Genomic DNA, 23,567 nt, shown 5'->3' on the forward strand with positions numbered 1-23,567 from the left:
GAGGCCGCGGCGCTCGTGCCGGCGCCGCGCGATTCGCTGCGCGACACCCAGATCGACGGCGCGGCCGCGCTGGACGCGCTCGGCCGGCCGCGCGCCGATCGCGAGCTGCGCCGGTTGTTCGACTACTTCCTCGCCCGCAGCGGCGAACAGTCGCCCGAAGCGATCCGCTCGGCGCTGGCGCTGCACCTGCATCCGCAGTTGCCGCCGCCGGCGTTGGCGACGGTGCTGGCGTGGTACGACGCCTACGTCGCGCTGGAGCGCGACGCGGTGGCGCTGGCGCAGGCCGCCGGCGGCGCCGAGGCGGCGTTCGAACGGGTGCGCGCGTTGCGCCGCGAGCGCCTCGGCGTGGCCTTGGCCGACGCCTTCTACGCGCAGGACGAAGCCGACTACCGGCTGGCGCAACAGCGCGCACAAGCGCGCGGCGCGCTGTCGGCCGAATCCGATCCGGCGCAACGCGCGCGGCGCGCGGCCGAACTGGACGACGAGGCCACGGCCGCGCCGGCGTTGCAGGCGAGCGCGCAGTGGCACGATGCGTTGGCGCAGCAGCAGCGGTTCGAGCGCGACGGCGCCGACCCGGCCGCGCGTTACGCCGCGCGCGAAGCGCAGTTCGGCGCGGCCGCGGCGCAGCGCCTGGGCGAGCTCGACCGGCAACGCGCGCAGTGGCAGTTGCGCCTGCGCAGCTATGCCGCGCAGCGCCAGCGCGTGCTGGCCGACGGCGACCTCAGCCAGGACCAGCGGCGCCGGCGGCTGGACGCGCTGCTGGCCGGGTTCGATCCGAACGAGCGGCGGCGGGTGGATGCGTTGACGCGCAACGGGGGCTTGCCGGGGCAGTGAGGCGTTGACGCTGTGTATCGTCGCGCGCGTGGCGGACGGCTTTGTTGCGTCGGTTGCGTCGTCGCCCGGCCGGCGCCGCAGCGCCGGCCTCAGAGGCAAGCCTGAGAAGCAAGCCTCAGAAATAATCCCGATTGAACCTGGCCCGATGGACGCCGCGGCCGTTGTCGGCCGTCACCTCGAACCGCAGCGTGTCCGGCGGCGACACCTGGGCGGTGCCGACGTAATCGATCAATTCGCCGTCGCGCATCTCGCGCATCGCTATGGTCTGCTTGCGGCCGAGCAGATCGGTCGCGGCGGCCTGGATGCGCTGCGCGCTCAGCGCGCGCGCGTCGGCGTCCTCGCCCTGCCGCAGCGACATCACCAGCAGCACCGTGCGCGCATCGCGCGGCACGCCGTAGCGGCGCACCACTTGTTCGGGCAGCTTGTCGGTCTGCACCGCGGTGAGGTGCATGACCACTTCGCCGACCTTGACGCTCTCGCTGCCGGCGGCATTGCCCTGCGTCGGCGGCACCGAGGATTCGCGCCCGCATGCCGCCATCAGCGCCAGCGTCAAGGCGGCGGCCATGCGGCCGGACCGATAACGCATCGCGCCGCTCATTCGTTCGCCGCCGACAACTGCCGGCCGCGCTCGGTCGCGGCGGCGATCGCGCGGCCGACCAGCTCGCGCAGGCCGCCGGCTTCGAAGGTTTCCACCGCGGCCTGGGTGGTGCCGCCCGGCGAGGTCACCCGCGCGCGCAGCGTCGCCGCCGGTTCCTCGCTGGACTGCAGCATGGTCGCCGCGCCGAGCAGGGTCTGCACGACTAGCGCGCGCGCCGCGTCGGCGTCCAGGCCCTGCGCTTCGCCGGCCTGCTGCATCGCCTCGGCCAGCAGGAACAGATAGGCCGGGCCGCTGCCGGAGACCGCGGTGACCGCGTCCATCTGCGCCTCGTCGTCGATGCGCACGGTCGGGCCGACCGCCGACAGGAGTTCGGCGGCCTGATCGAAGCGCGGCCGCGCCGCGTCGTTGGCGTACAGGCCAGTGATGCCGGCGCCGAGCAACGCCGGGGTGTTGGGCATCGCCCGCACCACCGCCGCGCCGCCGCCGAGCCAGCGATCGAGCTGGCCGGCGGTGATGCCGGCGGCGATCGAGATCGCCAGCGGCGCCTGTTCGCGCGCCTGCGCGGCCAGCGCGGCGCAGACCTCGCGCATCACCTGCGGCTTGACCGCCAGCAGCCACACGTCCGCGCCTTGCACCGCCTGTTCGCCGCGCTCGAACACCGGCACGCCGAAGTCGCGCGCCAGCGCCTCGCGCAGCGCCGGCACCGGCTCGGCCACGCGCAGGCGGGCCGGGTCGGCGCCGCGCGCGATCAGGCCGCCGATCAGGCTGCGCGCCATATTGCCGCCGCCGATGAAGGCCAGGACGGGCGGGTGGGACGGGGAAGCGGAAGCGTTGGGCATGGAATCGGGACCGGGTCGTGGAGTCGGAGAATGCGGTGTCGGGGCGAACGCAGCGTCGGCATCGATACCGCCTCGATGCGCGCCTGGCGACAGTAAGCGGGCCGGTAGCGGCCGACAGGGGCGAGCGCGATCCGGCCGCGGCTCATGACGCAACCTTGGGCGCACGCGCGCCGAACAGGGCGGTGCCGATCCGCACCAGGGTCGAGCCCTCGGCGACGGCGATGGCGAAGTCGTCGCTCATGCCCATCGACAAGGTGTCCACGCCGGCGAACTGCGCGGCGAGCGCGTCGAACAAGGCCTTGGCGCGGCGGAACGAGGGCCGGCGTCGTTCCGGGTCGGCGTGCGGGGTCGGGATCACCATCAGCCCGCGCAGGCGCAGCGCCGGCTCGGCGGCGATCGCCGCGGCCAGCGCCGGGACGTCGTCGGGACGGCAGCCGTGCTTGCTGGCCTCGTCGTCGATGTTGACCTGGATCAGCACGTCGAGCGGCGCGTCGCCGCCGCGGTGCCGGGCCAGCGCCGCGACCAGCTTGGGCCGGTCCACGGTGTGCACCCAGTCGAACAGCGCCGCCGCCTCGGCGGCCTTGTTGGACTGCAGATGGCCGATCAGGTGCCACTCCAGCGCCCGCCCGGCCGCGGCCGTGGCCGCCATCGCCGCGCGCTTGGCCGCGGCCTCCTGGACGTAGTTCTCGCCGAACGCGTCCTGGCCCTGCAAGGCCAGTTCCGCGACCGCGGTCTCATCCTGGGTCTTACTGACCGCAAGCAATCGAGGTGCCGGCCGGCCGGCGTCATGCGCCGCGCGGCGCAACTGTTGCAAGATGTCGTGAAGTACGTGCGCGTGCACGTGGGGAAATCCTGTGAGGAAGGGTGGAACGGGGCGGCCCCGGCGGGGCTATACTGCCTCTTGGGGGTGGTTTGGTTCCAGCTTTACGGTTGCGATCGGGCCACTCGACGGCAACGGGCCGCTCGCAGTCCGGTCGGCTTGAGTGGCTGGTTTTTTACGGGTCCGCGAACGGGCCCAAGCGCAGTGCGGGGAGCACGCATGGATATCGCCGAACTTCTGGCGTTTTCGGTAAAGAACAAAGCATCCGACTTGCATCTTTCGGCCGGCCTGCCGCCGATGATCCGGGTCGACGGCGACGTGCGCCGGATCAACATCCCGGCTCTGGACCACAAGCAGGTGCACGCGCTGGTCTACGACATCATGTCGGACAAGCAGCGGCGCGACTTCGAAGAGTTCCTGGAAGTCGACTTCTCCTTCGAGATCCCCGGCCTGGCGCGTTTCCGCGTCAACGCGTTCAACCAGAACCGCGGCGCCGGCGCGGTGTTCCGTACCATTCCCTCCGAGGTGCTGACCCTCGAAGACCTGGGCTGCCCGCCGATCTTCCGCCAGCTGATCGAGCAGCCGCAGGGCCTGATCCTGGTGACCGGGCCGACCGGCTCGGGCAAGTCGACCACGCTGGCGGCGATGATCGACCACATCAACAAGAACGAGTACGCGCACATCCTCTCGGTCGAAGACCCGATCGAGTTCGTGCACACCTCGCAGAAGTGCCTGATCAACCAGCGCGAAGTCCACCGCGACACCCACGGCTTCAACGAGGCCCTGCGTTCGGCGCTGCGCGAAGACCCCGACTACATCCTCGTGGGCGAGTTGCGCGACCTGGAAACCATCCGCCTGGCGCTGACCGCCGCGGAAACCGGCCACTTGGTGTTCGGCACGCTGCATACCTCCTCGGCGGCCAAGACCGTCGACCGCATCATCGACGTGTTCCCCGCCGGCGAAAAGCCGATGGTGCGCTCGATGCTGTCGGAATCGCTGCGCGCGGTGATCTCGCAGGCGCTGCTGAAGAAGGTCGGCGGCGGCCGCACCGCGGCCTGGGAAATCATGGTCGGCATCCCCGCCATCCGCAACCTGATCCGCGAGGACAAGGTCGCGCAGATGTATTCGGCGATCCAGACCGGCCAGAACTTCGGCATGATGACCCTCGACCAGCACCTGCAGGACCTGGTCAAGCGCGGCCTGATCCTGCGCCCGCAGGCCCGCGAATACGCCAAGGACAAGCGTCTGTTCGAATGACGCCCCGCCCCGGCGGCGCGCCTGCCGCGCCGCCCGACGACGTCGCGCCAGCCGCGAGCATCACATCCCCCGACGGCCCTCGCCGCCGTAAACGACCTCCCGAGGAGGTAGCCGCATGAACACGCCCGCCCCGACCAACCCGACCACCGCCTCCGGCGCGATCGACTTCACTTCCTTCCTCAAGCTGATGGCGCACCAGCGCGCCTCGGACTTGTTCATCACCGCCGGCATGCCGCCGTCGATGAAGGTGCACGGCAAGATCTCGCCGATCACCCAGAACCCGCTGACGCCGCAGCAAAGCCGCGACCTCGTGCTGAACGTGATGAACCCGCAGCAGCGCGAAGAGTTCGAAAAGACCCACGAGTGCAACTTCGCCATCGGCGTCACCGGCGTCGGCCGCTTCCGCGTGAGCTGCTTCTACCAGCGCAACCAGGTCGGCATGGTGCTGCGCCGGATCGAGACCAAGATCCCGACCGTCGAAGAGCTGAACCTGCCGCCGATCATCAAGACGCTGGCGATGACCAAGCGCGGCATCATCATCTTCGTCGGCGCCACCGGCACCGGCAAATCGACCTCGCTGGCGGCGATGATCGGCTACCGCAACCAGAACTCGACCGGCCACATCATCACCATCGAAGACCCGATCGAGTTCGTGCACCGCCACGAGGGCTGCATCATCACCCAGCGCGAGGTCGGCATCGACACCGACAGCTGGGACGCCGCGCTGAAGAACACCCTGCGCCAGGCGCCGGACGTGATCATGATCGGCGAGGTGCGCACCCGCGAAGGCATGGACCACGCCATCGCCTTCGCCGAAACCGGCCACCTGGTGCTGTGCACGCTGCACGCCAACAACGCCAACCAGGCGATGGACCGCATCATCAACTTCTTCCCCGAAGACCGCCGCCAGCAGCTGCTGATGGACTTGTCGTTGAACCTCAAGGGCGTGGTCGCCCAGCAGCTCATCCCGACCCCCGACGGCAAGGGCCGCCGGGTGGCGATGGAGATCCTGCTCGGCACCCCGCTGGCGCAGGACTACATCCGCGACGGCGAGATCCACAAGCTCAAGGAGCTGATGAAGGACTCCGTGCAGCTCGGCATGAAGACCTTCGACCAGGCCCTGTTCGAGCTGTACCAGGCCGGCGAGATCAGCTACGAAGACGCGCTGCGCTACGCCGACTCGCAGAACGAGGTGCGCCTGCGCATCAAGCTGGCGCAGGGCGGCGATGCGCGGACCTTGTCGCAGGGGTTGGATGGGGTGGAGGTGGCTGAGGTGCGGTGAGCGCCCGGTCGCATCCAACCGATCGTTCGAAGAGGCCAGCGAAAGCTGGCTTCTTTTTTGCAGCGCCGCAACGGCGCTCCCGCATCCGTTCAAGCGGCGGCGGAGCCCGATCGCCGGGCCGCCGTCAGAACCGCCCTCTGGCATACGCGCCGAAGTAGCCGCTGGTCTCGCCCGTGCGCAGATCGACGCTGCCTCGGCCGACGAAACCGACGTTCAGGCCGTTCTGGTCGTAGTCGACCGCGCCTTCGCCGTTGAGCCGGCTGAAGCCCTGGCGGTCGGCGCCGACGCCCAACTGCACCGAGCCGCTCCAGCCCTCGGCGATGCTGCGGGTGAGCTTGGCGCTGGCCGCGGCGTTGTCGAAGCCCTGGTTGTTGAAGGTCGCGCTGGCGCTGAAATCGAAATCGGCGAGATTGCCCAGCGTGGTCTTGCCGGCGACGGTGGCGCTGTAGCTCGGCGTGGAGTTCGGCCCGAACGGGCCCAGCGTCGTGCTCAGGCTGAGGCTGTCGAGGCTGTTGTTGAAGCTGACGCTGGCGAAGCCGGTGACGCTGGCCGGCGCGATGCCCATGCGCGCCTCGATGCTGGCGTTGACATCGCCGACGTGGTTCAGGCCGAGATTGATCGAGACATCGTTGAGCGAGGCGGCGGCCACCGCGGCCGGGTCGTTCGGGGTGATGCTGAAGCTCGGCGACCAGACGTTGGTTTCCTCGATCGCCGGCACCGCCGGTTTCTGCGCGATGTCGGCGTAGGTGGTCGCGGTCGGCACGCCGCCGAGCGTGGGGAACGAGGCCAGGTTGGGCACCGTGTCCACGGGCATGGCGCTGAGCTGCGAGATCGTCGCCGGCGACAGGCTCAGGTCGACCGGCGCGGCCTGGACCGGATCGACCGCGGCGGCCGCGACGGCATCGGCGGCGGCCTTGTCGGCGGCGGCCTGCTGCGCGGCGGCGGTTTCGGCCGAGCGTTGCGCGGCGTCGGATGTGTTACGCGAGGAGTCCGAGCCGGAAACTCCGTTGCCTGCGTCTGCCATGAGAACACCCTCCTGGGGGCGCGTCCGGCCGGGGCCGGGGCGCGGCGAAAGCGCTTTCCAGACCGACCCTAACAAGCTCGCGCGGGGTGAAGGTACCTGGGGCGAGCCCCAGCCCTTAGCTACGTCGGACGGTGGATTTTTTCTGTAATTGATTGAAAAGATTATGTTTTTCGACGGAAGGGGCGGGCGGCCCGATGCGTCCGGCGACGAACGGCTGGCGCGGCGATCAGCGATGCAAGTCGTTTCGCGCGCCTGCGACGCCGTACCGCCACCGCCTCGCGACCGTGTTGCCGCGCATCCGGGCTTGCTAACCCGCGCCCATGCTTCGATCCTTGCCGGTCCGCACGTTCGACCGCCGCGCGTCAGCGCCGCGATCGTTCTGCTCCCGCCACGCACCGCCGCCACATGCCCAACGTCCTCGTCCTCGGCGCCCGCGCGCCGGCCGCACTGGAGATCGCCCGCCGCTTCCGCGCGGGCGGGCGCGCGCAAGCGATCGTCGCCGACAGCGTGTCGTGCCGGTTGTCGGGCTGGTCGAACGCGGTCGGCGCGAGCCTGCCGATCGCCGGCCCGCGCTTCGACGCGGCGCGCTTCGCCGCCGATCTCGCCGGCATCGTCGCCGCACACCGCATCGACCTGATCGTGCCGACCTGCGAGGAGGCGTTCTGGCTGTCGCGTTACCGCGGCGCGCTGCCGGCGTCCGTGCGCGTGCTGGTCGACGGGTTCGACAAACTGCGCGAGCTGCACAGCAAGCTGCGTTTCCTCGAACTGGCGCGCGGCTGCGGCGCGAACGTGCCCGACAGCGCCGCCGTGCGCACACTGGAGCAAGCGCGCGAATGGGCCGCGGGCCGGCCGCTGGCGCTCAAGCCCGAGTACTCGCGCTTCGGCGTGCACGTGCGCCTGTATCCGCAAGGCATGCCCGCCGACGCGGCGCCGCTGCCGCTGGCGCAGACCTGGGTCGCGCAGCGCTTCCACGCCGGCACCGAGTTGTGTTCCTACAGCGTCGCCGACCGCGGCCGCCTGCTCGCGCACTCGGTGTATCGGCCGGCGTACCGGCTCAACCGCAGTTCCAGCTTCTATTTCGAGCCGGCGCCGAATGCGGCGATCCGCGCGTTCGTCGAGCGTTTCGTCGGCAAGATCGGCTACACCGGGCAGATCTCGTTCGACTGGATCGTCGGCGACGACGGCGGCGTCACGGTGCTGGAATGCAATCCGCGCGCGACCAGCGGCGTGCACCTGTTCGGCGCCGACGACGATCTGCCGGCGGCGCTGCTCGGCGCCGACATCGCCTGCGTCGATGCGCGGCCAGCGCGGCCGCGCATGCTCGCGCCGGTGATGCTCGGCGCCGGCTTCGCGCAAGCGCTGGCGCACGGGAGTGCGCGCCGGTGGCTGCGCGACTGGCGCCGCGCCGACGATGTGCTGTCGGTGCCCGGCGATCGTTTGCCGCCGCTCGGCGGGCTGGCCGATCTGGCCGCCTATGCCGCCAGCGCGCTGCGCCGCGGCGGCGGCCTGCGCGAGGCGGCCACGCGCGACATCGAATGGGACGGCGAGGAGTTGCCGGAACTGTGACCGCACCGGCCCGCAGCGACGACGACTTCGCCCGCCGCGTGCAGGCCTTCGAGCGCATCCACGCCGGCGCCGACTCGCGCGAACTGGTCGCCAACCTGGCCACGCGGGCGGAATTCCTCGACGGCGGCGAGCGCCGCTATCCGGTCAGCGTCGACGACGGCGATGTCGGCGGCAACGCCTGGGTCTGTTCGCCGCGCACGACTTACGGCGATTACGCCAGCGAAGAGGCCGTGCGCTACGCACCGCCCGCCGCGGCGCCGCTGCTGCGCGCCGCCGGCCGCGGCCTCGACGGCTGGCTGCGCCGCGCCGGCATCGACCGCGCGGTGGCGATCAACAATTGGTGGCTGTCGACCAATCTGTATCCGCGGTGGCGCCCGGGCAGCGCGGCGCGGCTGTTGCGCGGCGCGTTGCAGCGCTGGCCGGATCATGCGGTGTGGCTGCGCTCGCTCAACCGCGACCAGCATGCCGACTGGCTGGCCGAGTGCGAAGCGCTGGGCTTCGCGCTGATTCCGAGTCGGCAGGTGTATCTGTTCCGCGACGTCGCCGCACTGGCGCAGCGCCGGCACAACCTGCGCATCGACCTGAAGCTGGCCGCGCGGCAGCCGCGGCGCGTGCGCGACGCCGACATCGGCGCGGACGACTACGCGCGCATCGCCTGGCTCTACCAGCGCCTGTACATGGACAAGTATTCGGCGTTCAACCCGCGCTACGGCGAGCGCTTCCTGCGCGAGTGGCACCGCGCCGGGCTGCTGCGCTTCGACGGTTTCCGCGACGAGGCCGGGCAGCTGATCTGCATCGCCGGGGTGTTCGGTTTTGGCGGCACCCTGACCACGCCCATCGTCGGTTACGACACCGCCTTGCCGCAGCCCCTGGGGCTCTACCGCTTGCTCACCGCAACCACGTTCGAGCGCGCCATCGCCGGGGGCGACACGGTCAACTTCAGCGCCGGCGCGGCCGGATTCAAGCGTTTGCGCGGCGGCGAGCCCAGCATCGAATACAGCGCGGTCTACGCCCGCCACATGCCGGCGCGCACGCGCCGCGCGCTGGCCGCACTGTCGCTGCTGACGCGGCGGGTCGGGGTGCCGATCATGCGAAGATTCGGGCTATGAAGCGCACGCACCGAGCCGCCGTCGCCATCGCCGCAGCGCGCCGCGCATGAGCGGCTGGCATCCCTCGCATCAATCGCGCTGGTTCGCCGCGCTGTGCGGCGAGCGCCTGCGCGCCGCGCCGGTGGCGGTGAGCCTGCTCGACCGGCCCTACGTGCTGGCGCGCGACGGCGCCGGCCGCGCGTTCGCGCTGGAAGATCGCTGCCCGCACCGGCACGCGCCGCTGTCGCAGGGAACCTGCCGCGATGGCGGACTGGCTTGCCCGTACCACGGCTGGCGCTTCGACGCCGAAGGCCGGCTGCGCGAGATTCCCGGCCTGCCCGACGGCGGCGCGCTGCCGCAGGTGCGCGTGCGCAGCGCCGCGGTGCGCGAGCACGACGGCCTGATCTGGCTGCGCGCCGACGGCCGCGACGAGGGCGAATTGCCGGCGATGGCGCGGCGCAATCCGCCCGGTTCGCGCCGGTTCCTATGGCAGACGCAGTGGCGCGCGCACGTGGTCGATGCGATCGAGAACTTCCTCGACCCGCTGCACACCCACTGGATCCACCCGGGCCTGGTGCGCCGCGGCGGCGCGCGGCAACCGACGACGGCGCGGTTCGTGCCGTCGGCTGAAGGTTTCGCGGTCGATTACCTCGGCCAGGCCCAGCAATCGGGCCTGCTTTACCGCTTGTTCGAATCGCCGCGCGAAAGCGAACGCGCGCTGTTCGACGCGCCGGGCAGCGCGCAGATCGAATACCGCTACCGCAACGGCGCAGCGGTGCGCATCAGCCTGCATTTCGCGCCGCGCGATGCCGCCACCACCTCGGTGTTCGCGAGCCTGCACGTGGAAAACCGTTGGGCGCCGGCGTGGCTGGTGCGCGCGCTGGTGTGGCCGCTGCTGAAGCGGGTCAACGACCAGGACGCGCGCATGCTGGCGCTGCAGTCCGACAATCTGCGCCGCTTCGGCGCGGTGCGCGGCGCCTCGACCCCACTCGACCTGGTGCGGCCGTGGGTCGAAGCGTTCTGGCGCGACGGCGCGCCGCCGGCGGACGCGGCGGCCAAGGACGTGGCGCTGATGCTGTAGCGCCGCGGCCGCGGCTCAGCGCGCGCAGTCCTCGTCGCGGTCGCCGTCCTGGCAATGCCGGCCCGGGCCCGGTTCCAGGCGCAGGCGCTCGCTGTCGGCGCCGATGCGGATATCGCCCCAGCGGCGCGGGATCACCTCGATCCGGTTCGCGCGCAGGTCCGCCTCGACCTCGCTGCCGCGCTGCGACAGATAGGTCTGGCCGATGCTGCGCCAGCCGCGCGGCAAACGCGCGTAGGCGTTGCAGTTCGCGCCCCAGTCGTTGATCCGGCACAGCAGGTATTCGGGCTGGCCGTCGCCGTCGAGGTCGGGCGTGGCCAGCACGCAGCGGGCGTCTTCGTCTTCGCAGTTGGGCAGGGTCAGCTGGTCGGCGAGGGCCGCGGCGATCCAGGCCGGATCGATCGCGGCGGCGCCCTCGGCGCGCTGCAGCGCGCGCAAGGCCTGTTCGCGGGTGCGGCCCTTGGCCGGCGTTTCGAGTTCGGCGCGGTATTCCCACGAACTGGAGGCCTTCATCGCGCGCTGCAGATTGGCGTGCGCGGCCGGCGCCGAGGCGGCGAAGCGCGGATCGGTTTCCAGGGTCTGCAGCGCCTGGTAGCCGCGGCGGCCGGCGTCGAAGCGCAGGTAGCCCAGGTCGAAGCGCTCCGGCGCGATCTTGCCGCTGCGCAACTGCGCGAGCTGCGAGCCGGTGCCGAGGCGGTGCGGGTCGAGCAGCCACGAGTTGGCCGCCACCGCCAATGCCAGCACCACCAGCGAGACGGCGACGTTGACCCGGCGCAGCCCGCCGAGCCAGCCGTCGTGGCGGCGCAGCGCGGCGGCCGCGTAGCCCAGCGCGTACAGGCTCAGCGCTGCGGCCGCCAGCGCCGCCCAGAAGCGTTCGCCGGTCCAGCCGTACTGGCCGATGCGCAGGCTCAGCGCATACAGGCCCAGCGCGGCGTACAGCGGCAGGGTCAACAACGCGGCTTCGACCACCGCGCGCAGCCAGCGCGGGTAGGGCGGCGGCGCTTCGCCGTCCTGGTAGACCGCGTTGACGAACAGCACCACGGTCGCGATCAGACACATCAGGATCAGCGTCGCCGAGCGCGTCTTCCACAGCGCGTCCAGGCCGGTGAACGGCAGGCTGGCGACGAAGATCAGCGCGATCAGCGCCACCAGCGGCAACAGGCCCTTGAAGATCGCGAACAGGATCTGCCGGGCGATCTGCACCGGCCGTTGCTGGGTGCGGCCGATCATCGCGCCCAGGCCGATCATGACGCCGGTGGCGAGATGGGCGAAACCGCGGGTGGTGAACAAGTCGGCGAAGAACTGGATGCCGATCAGCGCGAACAGCGCCGCGCACAGGCCCAGCACCGCCCAGCAGATGCCGACGAAGGCGGCGGTGAGGATCAGGGTCAGCGCGTTCTGCCAGCCGTGTTCGAACAGCTCGTGGTAAGGCGCGCACCAGCGGCCGTGGGCGAGCCGGCATTGCAGATAGGGCAGGGCGACGAACACGGCGATGGCGAGGCTGCAGGCGAACGGCGCCAGCACCGCGGCTTCTTTCAGGTCGGGCGCGCCGGTGGCGCTCCAGCCGGCCCAGATCGACAGCGGCAGGCAGATCGCGGCGACCAGGGCGATGTTGGTCCAGTAGCGCGCGTCGTCCAGGCGCTGCACGGTCAGCAGCATCGCGGTGGGGATCGACAGGGTCAGCGCGTACCAGGCGATCTGCAGTTCGAAGCCGAAGCCGGTGCCGGCGCCGACCCGCACGAGATAGAGCAGCAGGCCTTGCAGCAGCGCGATCAGGACGATGAAGGCGCGGGTCTTGGCCGACAGTTCGACGGCGGCGGGGGCGGGGTGGGGCGTCATGCGGTTCCTTTGCATCGGCTCGGCCCGGCGCCGCGAAGCGGCGGGCCGTACAGTCATTGCGGGCGAGAGTGGCGCGGCTGGGTGAGCGGGGGATGAAGTCGGAGTGACGTTTGCTGCGCTGCCTGCCGCTGCGGCGGCTGGCGCGGCCTCCGGTCATTCCGGCGAACGTTGTGTTGGCTGATGCGGCGCCCCGTTATTTCGGCGAACGTTGCGGTAGCTGGTGCGGCCTCCCCCGTCATTCCGGCGAAAGCCGGAATCCATTTTGCTTTTGCCGTAGCTACGTCGAAGCTGCGCGCGAAGCAAGATCAAAATGGATTCCGGCTTTCGCCGGAATGACGGAGTGAGGGAGTGTCGCCGGGCGAGGGAGCCGGACCGGGGGCGCGACGGATCGGAATCAATTCGAGCGCTTTTTGCCCGGCGCTGCCGGCAGTTTCTTCGCGGCGCGCTTGCTTGCTGCGGTCTTCGTCGCGGCCGCTTTCTTCGCGGCCTTTTTCGCCGCGGCGGCCGGCTTCGCGACGACCTTGGCCGCCGGCTCCGCCGCTTTGGTTGCGCCGCCCTTCGCCGCCGCTTCGCGCACGCGCTTCCACACCGCCCCGATCTTGTCGATGCGCGCATACGCCGGACAGGTTTCGCGATGCGCGCCCGGCAGGTAGCTCAGGCTCATCAGGAACTCGTTGGTGATCTCGCCGCCGGTGAAGCGGAAGGTCTGCTTGAACAGCTTGATCCAGCCGGCCTTGTCGCGCGGGCGGCCCTCGTGCAGCACGTGCGCGTCCAGCCACTGGGCGAAGCCGCCGTGGCTGGCGCGCAGGCGCTGGATCACCTGGGCGTTGTGGATCGCCGCGTCGACCTTGAGCCGGTTGCGGATGATGCCGGCGTCCTCGAGCAGGCGCAGGCGGTCGGCTTCGCCGTACCCGGCCACGGCGTCGACGTCGAAGCCGTGGTAGGCGCGGCGGAAACCCTCGCGCTTGCGCAGGATCGTCTCCCAGCTCAGCCCGGCCTGGTTGATCTCCAGGATCAGGCGCTCGAACAGGTCGGACTCGTCGCGCTGCGGGAAGCCGTATTCGCGGTCGTGGTAGTCGCCGTGGATCGGATGGCCGGGGGCGATATCGCAATAGCCGGACATGGGCAGCCTCGTGGCGCGCCGCGGGCGCGGCGTGGCCTGGGATTGTCGCGGTGCGCGGGCGGCGAATCCAGGTCCGAGGCTGGCCGGATCGCCCGGGCTCTCGAATGCCGGCAGGCGCTCTTGTGGGAGGGGCTTCAGCCCCGATGCTCTGCGCTCCGATCAGGACGGCCCTTGGTGGCGCGGCGATCTGAAAAGAGAGCTTCGGGGCTGAAGCCCCTCCCACAGTCTTTTCCTACCGGCGCCTCCCTCAGCCTTCTCCCACCGCCTTCTCCCACAAGCCCCTACCTCAAGCGCTTCCCTCGATCTCCCCGCCAATCCCAAACCGTCCCGAACCGGCCGCATTTCGCGTTATGGCGACCCCGACCCGCCGCTCGACCCCGCAGCCCGGCCCGGCAGGCTAGAATGGTCCCATGCCGGTAATGCCCACGCCCCTCGCCAGTCAGGTCCTGATCGCGCTGCCCGCGCTGGCCGACACCAATTTCTCGCGCAGCGTCGCGCTGATCTGCCAGCACGACGACGACGGCGCGATGGGCATCGTGGTCAACCGGCCCTCGGAATACACCCTGGGCGAAGTGTTCGGGCAGATGGGCGTGGAAGGCGGCGACGAGGCCCTGCGCGCGCAGATCGTGCTGGCCGGCGGCCCGGTCCATCCCGAACGCGGCTTCGTCCTGCACGACGGCGGCGCGCGCTGGGATTCGACCCTGGCCATCGCCGACGGCCTGTTCCTGACCACCTCGCGCGACATCCTCGAGGCGATGGCCAAGGGCGAAGGCCCGGACCACGCCATCGTCGCGCTGGGCTGCGCCGGCTGGGGCTCGGGCCAGCTCGAGCACGAGATCACCGAAAACGACTGGCTGACCGCGCCGGCCGACGCCGAACTGCTGTTCCAACTGCCGCTGGACGCGCGCTGGCATGCCGCGGCCGGCCGCATCGGCGTGGATTTCGCCCACCTGGCCGATTACGCCGGGCACGCATGAGCGAGAGCGCTCCCGCTTCGATCCGACGCGACGGCACCGTCCTCGGATTCGATGTCGGCGCGCGCCGCATCGGCGTGGCCGTGGCCAGCGCGTTCGGCCACGGCGCGCGCGCGCTGGCGGTGATCGACGTGCACGGCGCCGGCCCCGACTGGGGCGCGATCGACCGCCTGCAGAAGGAATGGCGGCCCGACGGCCTGATCGTCGGCGACCCGATGACCCTGGAAGGCGGCGACCAGCCCGCGCGCCAGCGCGCGCTCGCCTTCGCCCGGCAACTGCGCGTGCGCTACAAGCTGCCGGTGGTGCTGGTGGACGAGCGCTCCAGTTCGGTCGAGGCCGCGCACCGTTTCGCCGCCGATCGCGCCGAAGGCCGCAAGCGCCGGCGCGACGCCGAGGCGCTGGACGCGGTGGCCGCCGCGGTGATCGTCGAGCGCTGGCTGGCCGCGCCCGACGACGCCACCCCGATCGATTCGATTCCGCATTCCTGAAACCGTCTTCCCCCGACCCGCAACGCCCAGCACCGTCATGACCACTTTCGTTTCCGCCCCCGGCGGTTCGCGCCACCTGCTGAGCCTGCGCGAGGCCACGCGCGACTCGCTCGAAGCCCTGCTGATCCGCGCCCAGGCCTTCGCCGAAGGCCATTACGACCATCGCGCCCTGGCCGGCACCGCGGTGTGCACGCTGTTCTTCGAGCCGTCCACGCGCACCCGCCTGAGTTTCCAGCTGGCGGTGCAGCAGCTAGGCGCGCATGTGCTGAGCTTCGACGCCTCGACCTCGTCGACGACCAAGGGCGAGACCGCGCTGGACACGCTCAAGAACATCGAAGCGATGGGCGTGCGCGGTTTCGTCGTGCGCCATCGCGACGACGGCGCGGTCGCCGAACTGGCCGCGCACGTGCGCCCGGGCACCTGCCTGGTCAACGCCGGCGACGGCCGCAGCGCGCATCCGACCCAGGGCCTGCTCGACATGCTGACCCTGCGCCAGGCCAAGGGCAACGATTTCTCGCGCCTGCGCGTGGCCATCGTCGGCGACATCAAACATTCGCGGGTGGCGCGCTCGGACGTGCAGGCGCTGCGCGCGCTCGGCGCCGGCGAGATCCGCGCGGTCGGCCCGGCCTCGCTGCTGCCCGACGACGGCACCCTGGACGGCTGCATCGTCGGCCACGACCTCGATGCCGCGCTGGACGGCGTGGACGCGGTGATGATGCTGCGCCTGCAGCGCGAGCGCATGGAAGAAGGGCTGGTGGATTCGCTGGAGGATTACCACCGCGACTACGGCCTGACCGTGGCCCGGCTCAAGCGCGCCGCGCCCGATGCGGTGGTGATGCATCCCGGCCCGATGAACCGCGGCGTGGAGATCACCGACGAGGTCGCCGACGGCCCGCAATCGCTGATCCTGACCCAGGTCGCCAACGGCGTGGCCGTGCGCATGGCGGTGCTGGAGACCTTGCTCAAGGGTTGAGCGCGGGCGCTGCGGTGATTCGCGCGACTGCGCGAATCACCGGTGTTGCGTTTGAGTTTCGAAGACGCGCGCCGCGATGTTTCGCGATGCCTGCGTGCGCCGCGCCGTCGCTTCGTGTCGGCGCCGCTCAGCGGCCCGCCGCCGCCGGCGCCGCATCCGGCCGCCGCTGCGCGAACAGCCAGGTCCACAGCGCCTCGCTGGCATAGGCCGCATCCCAGGCGTTGTGGTCGGCCTCGGGGAATTCGGTGTAGCGCACCTGCGCGCCGGCGCGCTTGAGCGCGGCGACCATCTCGCGCGAGCGCTGCGGCGGCACCACGTCGTCCTGGGCGCCGTGGAAGATCCAGAACGGCTGGCCCTTCATCCGCTGCGCGGCCTCGTCCAGGTTCCACGGTCCGCCCAGTTGCTCGACCCGTTCGCGATCGGCCGCCGTGGGCACGTCGAACCCGCCGCACAGCGGCACCACCGCGGCGAAGCGCTGCGGCTGCATCAGCGCCAGATCGAAACTGGCGAAGCCGCCCATCGACAGACCGGTCATGTAGGTGCGCGCGCGATCGCCCCCGAACTCGGCCTGCACCGCGTCCAGCACCGCCAGCGCGGTGCGGTTGAAGCGCTGCTTGTCGGCCTTGTCCTTGTGCATCTGCGGGAACGCCACGATCGCCGGGAAGCGGTCCAGGCGTTCGCGGATCGCCGGCGCCAGGCCGACCTCGACCTGCTTGCGGTTGTCGTCGCCGCGCTCGCCCGAGCCGTGCACGAACAAGATCAACGGCGGCGTTTCGCCGCCGGCCGCGCGCGAGGGAACGAATACCTGATAACGGTGGGTCACCCCGTCGGCGAGCGAGAGTTCGCGGCTGACGAAGCGGCCGTGCGCGCGTGGATCGGTCATGGCGGAAGCGGCGGGTGCGTGCGCCGCGGCGGCGGCGTCGGGACGGGGCGCCGCGGATTGGCAGGCGGCGAGCGCGGCGAACGCGAAAGACAACGACAGCGCGGATGCGGCGCGGAACGAACGGCGACCGGGCATGGCGGGCTCCGTGGCGGGCTGTGGCCATCATCGGCCCGCGGGCGGGGCGGATTCAACCCCGTGGATGATTCGGTCGCACATGCTATTGGACTGCGCAGACGAGACGCACCGGGCGGTTCGGCTTCTCAGTCTGGTTGCGATTGCTGGCTCAGGCGCTGCAGCAGCAGTGTTTGCGCGGCCATGATGTGGTCGGCGTCGAGGCGGAACCTGGGTTTGGGCGCGTCCTGCGGCGTCCAGGCGAAGCGGCGCCACAAGGCCACCGGCACACCGGCTTCGCTGCCGCCGCCGCGCACGCGGCGCAGCAGGGTTTCGGCATAGGCGTACAGCGCCAGCGCCTCGCGCAACTCGGCCTGGCGCATCAGCGCGCTTACCTCGGCCTCTTCCAGCAAGCGGCCGCATTCCAGTGCCAGTTCGTCGAGACTGGCGCGCATCGTTCGGTCGGCGCGGCGCTGATCGCCCGGCGCGGGCGCTCGTGTGCGCAGGCTCGGGCCGTTGATGAACCAGCTGCACATGCCGCAGAAGCAGTGCGCGTCGGGCGAGTAGAGGCGCGAGCCCGGGTCGCGTACGACGACGTGGCCGTTATCGAGATAGCTGGAAAACAGGCGGAAGAACCCGGCCGCATCGGTTTGCGGCGGACGCGCCTGCGGCGGCAGTTCCTCGAGATGGCGTTGCGCCCAGGCCGCGGCGGCAGCCGGGTCTCGCGCATAGCCGTGGGCGGCGTCGAAACCGATGAAGCCGCGCTGCACCGCCTGCGCCAGCCAGCGCAGCAGCGCGTAACTGCGTGCCTGCAGGTCGACGGCGGTGGCGATGTCCTGGTGTTGCAGCATGCGCACCAGCTTAGCCGGCTTGGCGATCGCGCCCGGGTGCCGTCCGTCCGCGTGCGAGCGGGTCGCTCAACGCAACAAGATCAACGTCGCCAACCCGAGGAAGCTCAAGAACCCCATCACATCCGTCAGCGTGGTCAGAATCACGCCGCCGGCCAGGGCCGGGTCGAAGCCCAGGCGCTTGAGGGTGATCGGCACCAGTACGCCGCCGGTGGCGGCGGTCAGCAGGTTGATAGTCAGCGCGCTGCCGATCACGAACGACAGGCCCGGCTGGCGGAACCAGATCAGCACGATCAGGCCCAGGCCGATGCCGAGCACCAGGCCGTTGATCAGCGCGACCGACAGTTCCTTGCGCAGCAGCACGCCGACGTTGGACGCGCCGATCTGGCCCAGGGCGAGGCCGCGGATCATCAGCGCCAGCACCTGGGTGCCGGCATTGCCGCCCATGCCGGCGACGATCGGCATCAGCGCGGCCAGCGCCACCAACTGGGCGATGGAGTCTTCGAACTGGCCGACCACGCTGGCGGCGAGGAAGGCCGTGCACAGGTTGACGCTGAGCCAGATCAGGCGGCGCCGGAACGCGCGCCGGACCGGGCTGAACAGGTCTTCGTCCTCGTCCAGGCCGGCCGCGCTCAAGGCCTGGTGCTCGGCCTCTTCGCGGATGATGTCGACCACGTCGTCGATGGTGATGCGGCCGAGCAGGATGTTGTTGTCGTCGACCACCGGCGCGCTGATCCAGTCGTGGTCGGAGAACTGGCGCGCGACTTCGCCGGCGGTCTCGCCGACGTCGATGGCCGGCTGTTCGTCGTCGACCAGCTTGTTGATCGCGGTGCCGGGCTCGTGGGTCAGCAGCGCGGCCAGGGCGATGCGGCCCAGGTATTGGTGGCGGCGGCTGACCACGTAGAGGTGGTCGGTGTGCTCGGGCAGTTCGCCGCGCAGGCGCAGATAGCGCAGGACCACGTCGATGGTGGTGTCGGCGCGCACCGTCACCACGTCGGGATTCATCAGGCGGCCGGCGGTGTCTTCCGGGTAGGACAGCACCTGCTCGAGCCGCTCGCGGTTGTCGCGGTCCATCGACTTGAGCACTTCGTCGATGACGGTGTCGGGCAGGTCTTCGACCAGGTCGGCCAGGTCGTCGATGTCGAGGTCTTCGACCGCGGCGACGATTTCGTCGGGGTCCATGTCCGCGAGCAGGCTTTCGCGGACTTCCTCGCCGACGTGGACCAGCACCTCGCCGTCGTCCTCGGGATCGACCAGCCCCCACACCACCTGGCGCTTGCCGGGCGGCAGCGATTCGAGCAGGTTGCCGATCTCGGCCGGGGAGAGGGTGTTGACCAGGCGGCGAACCGGCCCCAGACGGCCGCTGTCGAGCGCATCGGAAAGCAGGCGCAGCTGACGTGCGGTCTTGTCGTGGCGGACGGCTTCGGCCATGCGGTACTTCCTGGCGGGGGACGGATGCGGCCACGAAGCCGGCGGATCCAACGAGTGCGCCGGCATTATCGCCCGCGGCCGCGGCAAAGCCCAGTGACGACGGGGCCCGCGGCGCCGGGTGCGGATGAACCGCGGCCTGCGCGGTGGCGGGCGCGCTGCGCGCAGCGTCATGCGGCGTGGAGCCTGCGCGTGCGCGGCGACGGCAGCGGACGCCGCTACGGCCGGCGAGTCGGGCTGCGCCGCCGGCGAGCGCTTCGGCGCCGATGCAGCGCCGCGCGCGCGATCCGCGACGATGCGCAGAACGTGAGCGACAGTGAATCACCTCGCCGCGACGCCTCGCTAGACTCGCGCCCGGCCCGATCCGCGGGCGCTAAGGACGGCCGCCATGACCGCACCCGACCGGCAACGCGTCGGCGCACTGATCGCGCCGTTGTTCGAGCCCTTGATCGCGCCGCTGGACGTGGCGGAGAAGGGCAGGGTGCCCGGCGTGCTGGTCGGCGTGCTGTACCAGGGCCAGCGTTACTGCTACGCCTTCGGGCAACTGCCGCTGCAGCAAGGCGGCAGCGCGGCGCCCGAGGACACGGTGGTGATGATCGCGTCCAACACCAAGGTATTCACCGCGACCTTGCTGGCGATCGCGGTGCTGCAGTCGCGGGCCGAGCTGGACACGCCGGTGCGGGAGCTGTTGCCGCCGGGCGTCGGCATCCATCCTTACCTCATGGACCAACCGGTCAGGCTGCGCCATCTGGCCACCCACAGCGCCGGCTTCCCCAAAGGCCTGTGCCCGCAGCGCGACGATATCTTCGGCCATTACTCATTCGATGCGACCACGCGCTTCCTGCGCGAGTTCGAGCCGCAGTACCCGCCGGGGCAGCAGTGGTGCTACAGCAACCAGGGCTTCGCCCTGCTCGGCGCGCTGATGTCGCACGTGCACCACGACTCGCCGCCGGGCGAGCCGGGCTGGGGTTCCAGCTATCGCGATTGGCCGCAGGTGGCGCGCCGGCTGCTGCTGGAGCCGTTGGGCATGGCCTCCACCCAGGTCGAGCTGAGCGCGCCGGTGCGGGCGAGGCTGGCGCAGTCCTACGGATTGCGCCTGCCAGGCGAGCGCTATGCGCCGATCGGCGTGGGCGAGATCGATCCTCACTCCGCGGCGATCGGCGCCGGCGCGCTGTCGTCGACGGTGCCGGACATGCTCGCCTTCCTCGACCGCCAGATCGATCCCGGCCCGGACGTGCTCGGCCGCGCGATCGCCTTGACCCAACGTCGGCAGGATCCGCCCGGCCTGTGCATGGGATTGGGCTGGCAGGTCGGCGACGGCTGCCTGGCCAAGGACGGGCTGAAGTTGGGCTATGCCTCGTACATGATCGTGGACCCGTCTTGCCGCGTGGCGGTGTTCGCCTTCGCCAACGCCGAGGGCAGCGATCTGAACGGCGCGGCGCGCGCGGCGCTGGGCGCGCTGCGCGGATGTGCGGTGCAGTGGCCGCGGCCGGCGCCGCAGCCCAGGCGCAAGCCGCAATGCCCGCCCGACGCAACGTTCGAGCGCTGAGCCTGGCGCGCCATGCGTTGCGCGCCCGCGCTCAGGGGCCGGCCTGGCTCAGCCAGCGCTCGATCGCTTGGCGGTCGCCGGCGCGCAGCAGCGCCGGCGCGCGCTTGCGCAGCGCGTCCAGGTTGAGGCCGCGGATCGCCCGGCGCAGCTCCAGCAAGGTGGCCGGGTGCAGGCTGAACTCCTCCAGCCCCAGCGCCAGCAGCAGCGGCGCGAACATCGGGTCGCCGGCCATTTCGCCGCACACCGCCACCGGCTTGCCGCGCGCCTTGCCGAGCTTGATCACGTCGCGGATCACCCGCAGCACCGCCGGATGCAGCGGCGTGTACAGGCCGGCCAGCGCCTCGTTGTTGCGGTCCACCGCGAGCAGGTATTGGACGAGGTCGTTGGTGCCGATGGACAGGAAGTCGACCGCGCCGATGAACGCCGGCAGCGCCAGTGCCGCGGCCGGCACTTCGATCATCGCGCCCAGCGGCACCCGCTCGGCGATCTCGTGGCCTTCGCGGCGCAGGTCGAGCGCGACCTTGTCGAGCAGCGCGCGCACCGCGCGCACTTCCTCGCTGGCGCTGACCATCGGCACCAGCACCCGCACCGGGCCGTAGCCGGAGGCGCGCAGGATCGCGCGCAACTGGGTTTCCAGCAGGCCCTCGCGCGCCATCGACAGGCGCACGCCGCGCACGCCCAGCGCCGGGTTGGGTTCGTCGCGCAGGGCCAGGCCGGTCTTGTCGGCCTTGTCCGCGCCCAGGTCGAGGGTGCGGATGGTGACCGCGCGGCCGGTCATGCCCAGCACCACGTCGCGGTAGACGCGGAACTGTTCGTCCTCGTCGGGCAGCTCGTTGCGCTGCAGGAACAGGAATTCGGTGCGGTACAGGCCGACGCCGGCGGCGCCGAGCGCGTGCGCCTCGGCCACGTCCTCGCGCGATTCGGCGTTGGCGTAGAGCTTGATGTCGACGCCGTCGCGGGTGATGGTCGGCTCGCGCCGCAAGCGGTGCAGTTGCTTGCGCTCGCGCGCCAGCTCGCGCACCCGCGCGCGGTGCGCGCGCAGGTCGCCGGCGTCGGGCTCCAGGATCACCGAGCCGGTGGCGCCGTCGACCACCACCGCGTCGCCGTCGTTGATCTTCAGCAGCGCCTGCGCGGTGCCCACCACCAGCGGCAGGTGCAGGCTGCGCGCCAGGATCGCGCTGTGCGACAGCGCGCTGCCGGCGGCGGTGACGATGGCCATCACCCCCTGCGCCTGCAACTGCGCCAGTTCGGCCGGGGCGACGTTGTCGGCGATCAGGATCTCGCCGGCCACGCCCTGGGTGTCGTGGTCGCGCCGGTGCAGGGCGGCGTGGATGCGGCCGATGACCTGGTCGATATCGTCGACGCGGCTGCGGAAATACGCATCGTCCATCGCCTCGAACACCGAGGCGATGCGGTCGCGCTGCAGGCGCAGGGCGTAGTCGGCGGCGTAGTGGCCGGTGCGGATCAGCTCGTCCAGGCCCTGCAGCAGTTCGGGATCGTCCAGCAGCAGGGTGTGCAGGTCGAGGAATTCGCCGACCTCGTGCGCGAGCGCGCCGTGCAGGCGTTCGCGCAGCACGTGGATTTCGCCGCGCACGGTGTCGATGGCCGCGTGCAGCCGCGCCAGTTCGCTATCGACCTGGTCGCGGCCGATGCGTTCCTCGGCGACTTCCAGCGCATGCGGCAGGCGCACCCGCGCGCGTCCGAGCGCGCTGCCGCGCGAGGCGCCGACTCCTTGGAATTCGTGCCGCATCCGCGCCTCCGGCCTCAGCTGTCTTCGTCGAAACGGCGTTCGAACAAGGCGGTCACGGCATCGGCCGCGTTGGCCTCGTCCTCGCCTTCGACGCGCAGTTTGACGTGGGTGCCCTGGCCGGCGGCGAGCAGCATCACGCCCATGATGCTCTTGGCGTTGACCTCGCGGCCCTTGGCGGTGAGCGTGGCGTTGCTGCGGAACGCCGACAGCACCTGCACCAGCTTGGCGGTGGCGCGGGCGTGCAGGCCCAGGCGGTTGGCGACGGTGAGTTCGCGTTCGATCATGTCGGGGTCCTCAGGCAATGGTCAAACGCAGCGGGCGCGGATGGCGGGAGCGGTGGTAATGCGGCTTGCGTCATGCGGTGTTCGGGCTTCCTGTCGCGGCGGCGGGCGCCGCGGGGTCATGCGTCGTCGTGCAGCACGCCGTTGCGGGCGCCGGCCGCGGCGACCGCGGGCAATTGATCGAGTTCCAGTTCGGCGTAGTTCATCACCCGCAGCAGCATCGGCAGGTTCAGCGCCGAGACCCGCCGCACCGGCGTGCCGAGCCGGGCCACGCGCGCGGCCAGGTTGCTCGGCGACGCGCCGTACAGATCGGTCAGCACCAGCACGCCGTCGCCGCCGTCGACCCGGCGCAGGGCCGCGCTGGCTTGCGGCAGCAACTGGTCGAGATCGGCGTCGAACGGCACTTCGAACGCTTCGGCGCGCAGCGGCAGCGGATTCAACAGGCGGCCGGCGACCTGCAGCATCGCGCTGCCGACTCCGGTATGGGTGATGAGAAGGACGCCTACGGACATGCCGTCAACTTAACAGAGCACGGTGACAGGCCGGAAGCGCCCGAACGGTCGATCGGCGTCCCGAGGCGGCCGAGTGGGACCGGATGCGGCGCGGCGCGCGCCGGCGGTGCGCGAAGGCGCGGGCGGCGCAGGCAGGTCGGCTCGACGCCGCCCGCGCGTCCGGATGCGCACCCGGATGCGCGAACGCGCACGCAGGCCGCGCGCGGCCGGACGCGAAGAGGGCCGCCCGAAGGCGGCCCTCGCGGCAAGACGCGGCGCTTACTGCTTCGGCGGCGTCTCGGTCTGGCCCTTGTTCTGGCCGTCGTCCGGCGGCGGCGGTTGCGGCGCGGCCGGATCGACCGGCGCTGCGGGGTTGGGCGCGATATCGGTGGCCGGCGGCGGCATGTCCGCCGGCGGCGCGGCATCGGCCGGCGGCGTCGTGT

The 23,567-nt window shown here is 71.2% G+C and carries 21 protein-coding genes and 2 pseudogenes; 10 read left to right on the plus strand and 13 right to left on the minus strand.

The features are described 5' to 3' along the window. On the plus strand, positions 1–834 hold an 834-nt coding region (locus A7A76_RS18645), incomplete at its 5' end, for a lipase secretion chaperone (RefSeq protein ID WP_206412611.1). 115 nt (positions 835–949) lie between these two features. Here the strand turns inward: A7A76_RS18645 and A7A76_RS18650 are convergent. The 3 genes from A7A76_RS18650 to A7A76_RS18660 all read right to left on the minus strand — a co-directional run bounded on the left by A7A76_RS18650 (position 950) and on the right by A7A76_RS18660 (position 3,076). Next, positions 950–1,420: a DUF4426 domain-containing protein gene (locus A7A76_RS18650; protein ID WP_206412612.1), complete on the minus strand. Its 471-nt coding sequence runs from the start codon at positions 1,418–1,420 to the stop codon at positions 950–952. An 8-nt stretch (positions 1,421–1,428) separates the two neighbouring features. Next, positions 1,429–2,271, minus strand: coding sequence for a pyrroline-5-carboxylate reductase (proC, locus tag A7A76_RS18655; protein WP_206412613.1), 843 nt, complete (start codon positions 2,269–2,271; stop codon positions 1,429–1,431). Positions 2,272–2,413: 142 nt separating this feature from the next. After that, positions 2,414–3,076 (minus strand): YggS family pyridoxal phosphate-dependent enzyme, encoded by a 663-nt coding sequence (locus tag A7A76_RS18660; RefSeq protein WP_241201032.1) that lies wholly within the window; start codon positions 3,074–3,076, stop codon positions 2,414–2,416. Between the two features lie 234 nt (positions 3,077–3,310). Here A7A76_RS18660 and A7A76_RS18665 point away from each other — a divergent pair, with 234 nt between their 5' ends. Next, positions 3,311–4,348 (plus strand): type IV pilus twitching motility protein PilT, encoded by a 1,038-nt coding sequence (locus A7A76_RS18665; RefSeq protein ID WP_206412614.1) that lies wholly within the window; start codon positions 3,311–3,313, stop codon positions 4,346–4,348. 115 nt (positions 4,349–4,463) lie between these two features. Continuing rightward, the gene (locus tag A7A76_RS18670) at positions 4,464–5,630 is read left to right on the plus strand and encodes a PilT/PilU family type 4a pilus ATPase (RefSeq protein WP_206412615.1); all 1,167 of its coding nucleotides are present in this window, start codon (positions 4,464–4,466) and stop codon (positions 5,628–5,630) included. 124 nt (positions 5,631–5,754) lie between these two features. Here the strand turns inward: A7A76_RS18670 and A7A76_RS18675 are convergent, their stop codons facing one another. Further along, entirely contained in the window at positions 5,755–6,654 is a 900-nt protein-coding gene (locus tag A7A76_RS18675) for a hypothetical protein (RefSeq protein ID WP_206412616.1), read from the minus strand. Between the two features lie 405 nt (positions 6,655–7,059). Here A7A76_RS18675 and A7A76_RS18680 point away from each other — a divergent pair, with 405 nt between their 5' ends. From A7A76_RS18680 to A7A76_RS18690, 3 genes are read left to right on the plus strand one after another with little or no spacing between them, the layout of a single operon-like run. After that, on the plus strand, positions 7,060–8,220 hold the full coding sequence (locus tag A7A76_RS18680) for an ATP-grasp domain-containing protein (protein WP_206412617.1): 1,161 nt from the start codon (positions 7,060–7,062) through the stop codon (positions 8,218–8,220). Further along, complete coding sequence (locus tag A7A76_RS18685) at positions 8,217–9,329, plus strand: GNAT family N-acetyltransferase (protein ID WP_206412618.1); 1,113 nt, start codon at positions 8,217–8,219, stop codon at positions 9,327–9,329. Before A7A76_RS18680 ends, A7A76_RS18685 begins: the two co-directional genes overlap by 4 nt. A gap of 46 nt (positions 9,330–9,375) precedes the next feature. Then, on the plus strand, positions 9,376–10,389 hold the full coding sequence (locus A7A76_RS18690; RefSeq protein WP_206412619.1) for a Rieske 2Fe-2S domain-containing protein: 1,014 nt from the start codon (positions 9,376–9,378) through the stop codon (positions 10,387–10,389). A gap of 15 nt (positions 10,390–10,404) precedes the next feature. On the opposite strand, the gene A7A76_RS18695 is transcribed toward A7A76_RS18690, so the two are convergent. The 3 genes and pseudogenes from A7A76_RS18695 to A7A76_RS26855 form a co-directional block, all read right to left on the minus strand. Then, positions 10,405–12,225, minus strand: coding sequence for a DUF4153 domain-containing protein (locus A7A76_RS18695; protein ID WP_206412620.1), 1,821 nt, complete (start codon positions 12,223–12,225; stop codon positions 10,405–10,407). A gap of 577 nt (positions 12,226–12,802) precedes the next feature. Next, positions 12,803–13,348 (minus strand): annotated as a pseudogene (locus A7A76_RS18700) (DNA-3-methyladenine glycosylase I); the annotation flags it as partial. Positions 13,349–13,472: 124 nt separating this feature from the next. Next, positions 13,473–13,571 (minus strand): annotated as a pseudogene (locus A7A76_RS26855) (DUF6053 domain-containing protein); the annotation flags it as partial. Between the two features lie 187 nt (positions 13,572–13,758). On the opposite strand from A7A76_RS26855, the gene A7A76_RS18705 reads away from it, so the two are divergent. From A7A76_RS18705 to A7A76_RS18715, 3 genes are read left to right on the plus strand one after another with little or no spacing between them, the layout of a single operon-like run. Beyond that, positions 13,759–14,325: a YqgE/AlgH family protein gene (locus A7A76_RS18705; RefSeq protein WP_206412621.1), complete on the plus strand. Its 567-nt coding sequence runs from the start codon at positions 13,759–13,761 to the stop codon at positions 14,323–14,325. After that, positions 14,322–14,810, plus strand: coding sequence for a Holliday junction resolvase RuvX (ruvX, locus tag A7A76_RS18710; protein ID WP_206412622.1), 489 nt, complete (start codon positions 14,322–14,324; stop codon positions 14,808–14,810). Before A7A76_RS18705 ends, ruvX begins: the two co-directional genes overlap by 4 nt. A 37-nt stretch (positions 14,811–14,847) precedes the next feature. Further along, complete coding sequence (locus A7A76_RS18715) at positions 14,848–15,783, plus strand: aspartate carbamoyltransferase catalytic subunit (RefSeq protein WP_206412623.1); 936 nt, start codon at positions 14,848–14,850, stop codon at positions 15,781–15,783. Between the two features lie 127 nt (positions 15,784–15,910). Here A7A76_RS18715 and A7A76_RS18720 read toward each other — a convergent pair whose 3' ends face one another. The 3 genes from A7A76_RS18720 to mgtE all read right to left on the minus strand — a co-directional run bounded on the left by A7A76_RS18720 (position 15,911) and on the right by mgtE (position 19,056). Further along, a complete protein-coding gene (locus tag A7A76_RS18720) occupies positions 15,911–16,666 on the minus strand; it encodes a prolyl oligopeptidase family serine peptidase (RefSeq protein ID WP_241201031.1) in 756 nt (251 codons plus the stop codon). 260 nt (positions 16,667–16,926) lie between these two features. Then, positions 16,927–17,628, minus strand: a complete 702-nt coding sequence (locus tag A7A76_RS18725; protein WP_206412625.1) for a hypothetical protein — start codon at positions 17,626–17,628, stop codon at positions 16,927–16,929. A gap of 66 nt (positions 17,629–17,694) precedes the next feature. Next, on the minus strand, positions 17,695–19,056 hold the full coding sequence (gene mgtE, locus A7A76_RS18730) for a magnesium transporter (RefSeq protein WP_206412626.1): 1,362 nt from the start codon (positions 19,054–19,056) through the stop codon (positions 17,695–17,697). 385 nt (positions 19,057–19,441) lie between these two features. Here mgtE and A7A76_RS18735 point away from each other — a divergent pair, with 385 nt between their 5' ends. Continuing rightward, a complete protein-coding gene (locus A7A76_RS18735; RefSeq protein ID WP_206412627.1) occupies positions 19,442–20,602 on the plus strand; it encodes a serine hydrolase domain-containing protein in 1,161 nt (386 codons plus the stop codon). Between the two features lie 31 nt (positions 20,603–20,633). Here A7A76_RS18735 and ptsP read toward each other — a convergent pair whose 3' ends face one another. The 3 genes from ptsP to A7A76_RS18750 all read right to left on the minus strand — a co-directional run bounded on the left by ptsP (position 20,634) and on the right by A7A76_RS18750 (position 23,145). Then, positions 20,634–22,352: a phosphoenolpyruvate--protein phosphotransferase gene (gene ptsP, locus A7A76_RS18740; protein ID WP_206412628.1), complete on the minus strand. Its 1,719-nt coding sequence runs from the start codon at positions 22,350–22,352 to the stop codon at positions 20,634–20,636. A 14-nt stretch (positions 22,353–22,366) separates the two neighbouring features. Next, on the minus strand, positions 22,367–22,636 hold the full coding sequence (locus A7A76_RS18745; RefSeq protein ID WP_206412629.1) for an HPr family phosphocarrier protein: 270 nt from the start codon (positions 22,634–22,636) through the stop codon (positions 22,367–22,369). 116 nt (positions 22,637–22,752) lie between these two features. Then, positions 22,753–23,145, minus strand: coding sequence for a PTS sugar transporter subunit IIA (locus A7A76_RS18750; RefSeq protein WP_206412630.1), 393 nt, complete (start codon positions 23,143–23,145; stop codon positions 22,753–22,755). Positions 23,146–23,567: the final 422 nt, after the last annotated feature.

The sequence above is a fragment of the Lysobacter enzymogenes genome (assembly GCF_017168095.1).
Taxonomy (GTDB): domain Bacteria; phylum Pseudomonadota; class Gammaproteobacteria; order Xanthomonadales; family Xanthomonadaceae; genus Lysobacter; species Lysobacter enzymogenes_D.

Coding starts and splice junctions, on each gene's coding strand:
- A7A76_RS18665 (WP_206412614.1), top strand. CDS start 3,311: ATGGATATCGCCGAACTTCTGGCGTTTTCGGTAAAGAACAAAGCATCC.
- A7A76_RS18745 (WP_206412629.1), bottom strand. CDS start 22,636: ATGATCGAACGCGAACTCACCGTCGCCAACCGCCTGGGCCTGCACGCC.
- proC (WP_206412613.1), bottom strand. CDS start 2,271: ATGCCCAACGCTTCCGCTTCCCCGTCCCACCCGCCCGTCCTGGCCTTC.
- A7A76_RS18675 (WP_206412616.1), bottom strand. CDS start 6,654: ATGGCAGACGCAGGCAACGGAGTTTCCGGCTCGGACTCCTCGCGTAAC.
- A7A76_RS18680 (WP_206412617.1), top strand. CDS start 7,060: ATGCCCAACGTCCTCGTCCTCGGCGCCCGCGCGCCGGCCGCACTGGAG.
- A7A76_RS18750 (WP_206412630.1), bottom strand. CDS start 23,145: ATGTCCGTAGGCGTCCTTCTCATCACCCATACCGGAGTCGGCAGCGCG.
- mgtE (WP_206412626.1), bottom strand. CDS start 19,056: ATGGCCGAAGCCGTCCGCCACGACAAGACCGCACGTCAGCTGCGCCTG.
- A7A76_RS18720 (WP_241201031.1), bottom strand. CDS start 16,666: ATGACCGATCCACGCGCGCACGGCCGCTTCGTCAGCCGCGAACTCTCG.
- A7A76_RS18695 (WP_206412620.1), bottom strand. CDS start 12,225: ATGACGCCCCACCCCGCCCCCGCCGCCGTCGAACTGTCGGCCAAGACC.
- ruvX (WP_206412622.1), top strand. CDS start 14,322: ATGAGCGAGAGCGCTCCCGCTTCGATCCGACGCGACGGCACCGTCCTC.
- A7A76_RS18705 (WP_206412621.1), top strand. CDS start 13,759: ATGCCGGTAATGCCCACGCCCCTCGCCAGTCAGGTCCTGATCGCGCTG.
- A7A76_RS18725 (WP_206412625.1), bottom strand. CDS start 17,628: ATGCTGCAACACCAGGACATCGCCACCGCCGTCGACCTGCAGGCACGC.
- A7A76_RS18670 (WP_206412615.1), top strand. CDS start 4,464: ATGAACACGCCCGCCCCGACCAACCCGACCACCGCCTCCGGCGCGATC.
- A7A76_RS18650 (WP_206412612.1), bottom strand. CDS start 1,420: ATGCGTTATCGGTCCGGCCGCATGGCCGCCGCCTTGACGCTGGCGCTG.
- A7A76_RS18735 (WP_206412627.1), top strand. CDS start 19,442: ATGACCGCACCCGACCGGCAACGCGTCGGCGCACTGATCGCGCCGTTG.
- A7A76_RS18715 (WP_206412623.1), top strand. CDS start 14,848: ATGACCACTTTCGTTTCCGCCCCCGGCGGTTCGCGCCACCTGCTGAGC.
- A7A76_RS18690 (WP_206412619.1), top strand. CDS start 9,376: ATGAGCGGCTGGCATCCCTCGCATCAATCGCGCTGGTTCGCCGCGCTG.
- ptsP (WP_206412628.1), bottom strand. CDS start 22,352: ATGCGGCACGAATTCCAAGGAGTCGGCGCCTCGCGCGGCAGCGCGCTC.